At 71.6% G+C, this 3636-nt stretch carries 5 protein-coding genes; 4 read left to right on the plus strand and 1 reads right to left on the minus strand.

From position 1 onward, the window contains the following. Window positions 1–213 precede the first annotated feature (213 nt). Window positions 214–387, minus strand: a complete 174-nt coding sequence (locus tag ROTAS13_RS21065; RefSeq protein WP_019459527.1) for a YdcH family protein — start codon at window positions 385–387, stop codon at window positions 214–216. A 104-nt stretch (window positions 388–491) separates the two neighbouring features. Here ROTAS13_RS21065 and ROTAS13_RS21070 point away from each other — a divergent pair, with 104 nt between their 5' ends. The 4 genes from ROTAS13_RS21070 to ROTAS13_RS21085 form a co-directional block, all read left to right on the plus strand. Then, a complete protein-coding gene (locus ROTAS13_RS21070) occupies window positions 492–692 on the plus strand; it encodes a YdcH family protein (RefSeq protein ID WP_019459528.1) in 201 nt (66 codons plus the stop codon). Between the two features lie 26 nt (window positions 693–718). Further along, window positions 719–1222 carry a 5-(carboxyamino)imidazole ribonucleotide mutase gene (gene purE, locus ROTAS13_RS21075; RefSeq protein WP_037251528.1) on the plus strand — a complete coding sequence of 168 codons (504 nt, stop codon included), beginning with the start codon at window positions 719–721 and terminating at the stop codon, window positions 1220–1222. Further along, complete coding sequence (locus tag ROTAS13_RS21080; protein WP_075823310.1) at window positions 1219–2343, plus strand: 5-(carboxyamino)imidazole ribonucleotide synthase; 1125 nt, start codon at window positions 1219–1221, stop codon at window positions 2341–2343. The genes purE and ROTAS13_RS21080 overlap by 4 nt, the downstream gene beginning before the upstream one ends. A 295-nt stretch (window positions 2344–2638) precedes the next feature. Next, window positions 2639–3636 (plus strand): OmpA family protein (locus tag ROTAS13_RS21085; RefSeq protein WP_083755650.1); only part of this gene is annotated, 998 nt, incomplete at its 3' end.

A 3636-nucleotide genomic window follows, 5' to 3' on the forward strand; every position in this document is an offset into this window, starting at 1 on the left:
CCAGCCGCCGGCGCGGTTGCGTCCCGTGTCACGCAACTGTCGCTGTGCCGCATCCGGTGCGGGGTCCGGTGGTCCGGGCGGCGCGGGAACGCAGCCGGGGGGGGGTGGACCGGCGCGCGACGCCGGTGCTGGCGGGAATGGGATGCCGCCAAGGCAAAGGATGGAGAAGCGGGAGCACCGGCGCACGGCCGGGCGCCGGTGCTCCCTCCGGGCTCAGCCCGTCGCGCCGCGAAGGCGCTCCATCTCCTCCTTCAGGCGCAGTTTCTCCAGCTTCAGGCGGGTCAGTTCCGCCTCATCGGGCTTGGGACGGTGGGTCTCGGCGAAGAGCCGGTCTTCCAGCGCGGCGTGGCGCTCCTCCAGCGAACGCAGGCGCGGGGCGGTCTGCATGGGCCTTGGTTCCTTCTCCCGATTAGCGGCTGTCAGGGCCGCACTTGTATGTTATGGGCGCGGACCCCTTCGGGTTGCAGCCCTTTCCGGAACCGTCGCCCCATATGCTCGCCGATCGCGACAGCCTCCTTCGCCGCCTCCACGAGCTCCGAAGCGAGCACCGGGACCTGGACTCCGTCATCACGCGCATGGAGCTGGGCGTCAGCGACCAGCTCCAGATGCAGCGCCTCAAGAAGCGGAAGTTGAAGTTGAAGGACGAGATCGTCTGGCTCGAAAGCCAGCTTCTGCCGGACATCATTGCGTGACGGAGGCCGCCGTGACCAGCCCCTGGATGCCCTCCCCCGGAACGCCCGACGCCGCGCCGCTGGTGGGGATCATCATGGGCAGCCGCTCCGACTGGGAGACGATGCGCCATGCCGCCGAGATCCTGACCGCGCTGGAAGTGCCGCACGAGACCCGCGTGGTTTCGGCCCACCGTACGCCGGACCGGCTCTACGACTATGCCCGCGGCGCCGCCGGCCGTGGCCTGCGGGTGATCATCGCCGGGGCTGGCGGGGCCGCGCACCTGCCCGGCATGGCCGCCGCGATGACCTCGCTGCCCGTGCTCGGCGTGCCGGTGGAAAGCCAGGCGCTGAAGGGCATGGATTCGCTGCTCTCCATCGTCCAGATGCCCGCCGGCATCCCTGTCGGCACCCTCGCCATCGGCCGCGCCGGGGCGGTGAATGCGGCCCTGCTGGCGGCCGCCATCCTGGCCGGCACCGACCGGGCCCTGGCGGACCGGCTGGCGGCGCATCGCCGCGCGCAGACCGAATCCGTGCCGGAGAATCCCGCGTGAGCACCGCTCCCCTCCCCCCGGGTGCCACGATCGGCATCCTGGGCGGCGGGCAGCTCGGCCGCATGACCGCCATGGCCGCCGCCCGCCTCGGCTACCGCTGCCATGTCTTTGCGCCGGAGGCGGATTCCCCCGGCATGCAGGTCGCCGCCGCCCGCACCGTCGCGCCCTACGAGGATATCATGGCGCTGGAGCGCTTCGGGCGCGCCGTGGACGTCGTCACCTTCGAGTTCGAGAACGTGCCCGTCGCCTCGTTGGACGCGCTGGAGGCCGTGGTGCCCTGCCGCCCCGGGCGCCGCGCCCTCTCGGTCTGCCAGGACCGGCTGCAGGAGAAGGCCTTCCTGGCCGGGGCCGGCGTGCCCGTCGCGCCCTGGCGCGCGGTGCACAGCCGCGAGGACCTGTCGGCCTCGGTGGCGGAGCTCGGGCTGCCCGCCGTGCTGAAGACCACGCGCCTGGGCTATGACGGCCGTGGCCAGGCGGTGCTGCGCGAGGATGCCGACCTCGACGCGGCCTGGGAGCGTCTGTCGCCCCGGCCGCTGATCCTGGAAGCCTTCGTGCCCTTCGTGATGGAGGTCTCCGCCATCGCCGCACGCGGGCTGGATGGCAGCGTGGCGACCTATGACGTGGCCGAGAACCGCCACGCCCGCCACATCCTCGACCTGTCCTTCGCCCCCGCCCGCATCCCGGCGGCGACCGCGGAGCAGGCGCGCCGCCATGTCGCGCGGGTGGCGGAGGCGCTCGACCTCGTCGGCGTGGTGGCGGTGGAGTTCTTCCTGATGGAAGACGGCACCCTGCTCGGCAACGAGATCGCCCCGCGTCCGCACAATTCCGGCCACTGGACGCCGGAGGCCTGCATCGCCGGGCAGTTCGAGCAGCAGGCCCGCGCCGTGGCCGGGCTGCCGCTCGGCGCCACCACGCGCCATGCCGATGCGGTGATGCGGAACCTGATCGGCCCCGAGGGCATGGCGCGCTGGCCAGCGATTCTCGGCGCGCCCGGCGTGGTGGGGCAGCTCTACGGCAAGGGCGCGCCGCGCCCCGGCCGGAAGATGGGCCATGCCAATCTCCTGCTGCCCCTCGGCACGCTGGCGGAGACGGAGGAGGCGGTCCTCCTCGGCCGCATCTGAGCCCGCTGCGGGGCGAGGCGGCCCTGCACCCGCGAGTCTCCTGCGCCTTCGCAGTCCCCCTGCCCGCCGCTTCCATGCCGCGGCGGCGCGCGCCGCCGTCTTTCCGGGGCGTCAGGCTTCCCGGGCCCGGAATGCTCGTGGCATCGTCGCCACAGTGATGCAGAAACGAGACGCAGGCGGATGCTTTCCCGGCGAGCCGGTGCTATCTCCCGCTTATGCCGCAGCATGAATCGGGGGGTTCTTCCTCACAGGTCTGCGGTTGCGATGCCCTGATGGGATCGAGGGAGAATTTATGATGAGCCTTCGCAAGGCACTGATGGCCGCGACGATCCTGTCGCTGCCGCTGGCCGCCCAGGCGCAGCCGATCACCGGCCTGTATGTCGGTGCTGGCGCCGGCGCCAACTGGGTGCAGAGCACCACGAACAACGTCGACTCCGACTCCTCCACCCGGGTCCGCCTCGGGCTGCCGAACGACAGCCTGAAGGCGAAGTACGAGCTGGGCTGGGGCGGCGTCGCCAGCATCGGCTGGGGCTTCGGCAACGGCCTGCGCCTCGAGGCCGAAGGCAGCTACCGCGAGAACGACATCGACAACCTGAGCGCCTTCGGCACGCGCGGCTACGCCATCGGCGGCAAGCAGCGCACCTATGGCGCGATGGGCAATGTCTTCTATGACTTCGCCCTGCCCAGCTTCATCCCGCAGTTCACCCCGGTCGTGCCCTATATCGGCGCCGGCGTGGGCTACCAGTGGGTGCAGATGGACAACGCGACCGGTCGCTATGGCTCGAACGCCCGCCTGGTGATCGACGACACCGACGGCCAGTTCGCCTACCAGGGCATCGCCGGCCTCGCCTTCCCGATCCCGGCTGTGCCCGGCCTGTCGTTCACGGCGGAATACCGCTTCCTCGGCACGCTGCAGCCCGAGTTCGACACGCAGATCCAGAGCGTGGCCGCCAACGGCACCCGCACGACGCTGTCGCGCTCGAAGACCGAGTTCGACAACTACAACCACTCGGCCTTCTTCGGCCTGCGCTACGCCTTCAACACGCCGACCCCGCCGCCGCCGGCCGTTGCCCCGGTGGCGCCGCCGCAGGCCGTGGCCCGCACCTACCTCGTGTTCTTCGACTGGGACCGTTACAACCTGACGGACCGCGCCCGGCAGATCATCACCGAGGCGGCGCAGAACGCGCGTAGCACGGGTTCGACCCGCATCGAGGTGGCCGGCCACGCCGACCGCTCCGGCACGCCGCAGTACAACATGGGCCTGTCGCGCCGCCGCGCCGACGCCGTGGCCGC

This window comes from Roseomonas sp. TAS13 (assembly GCF_001950415.1).
GTDB lineage: Bacteria > Pseudomonadota > Alphaproteobacteria > Acetobacterales > Acetobacteraceae > Roseomonas > Roseomonas mucosa.

Excerpts from the sequence above, each read along its gene's own strand:
- ROTAS13_RS21065 (WP_019459527.1), bottom strand. The coding sequence starts at position 387 with ATGCAGACCGCCCCGCGCCTGCGTTCGCTGGAGGAGCGCCACGCCGCG.
- ROTAS13_RS21070 (WP_019459528.1), top strand. The coding sequence starts at position 492 with ATGCTCGCCGATCGCGACAGCCTCCTTCGCCGCCTCCACGAGCTCCGA.
- purE (WP_037251528.1), top strand. The coding sequence starts at position 719 with ATGCCCTCCCCCGGAACGCCCGACGCCGCGCCGCTGGTGGGGATCATC.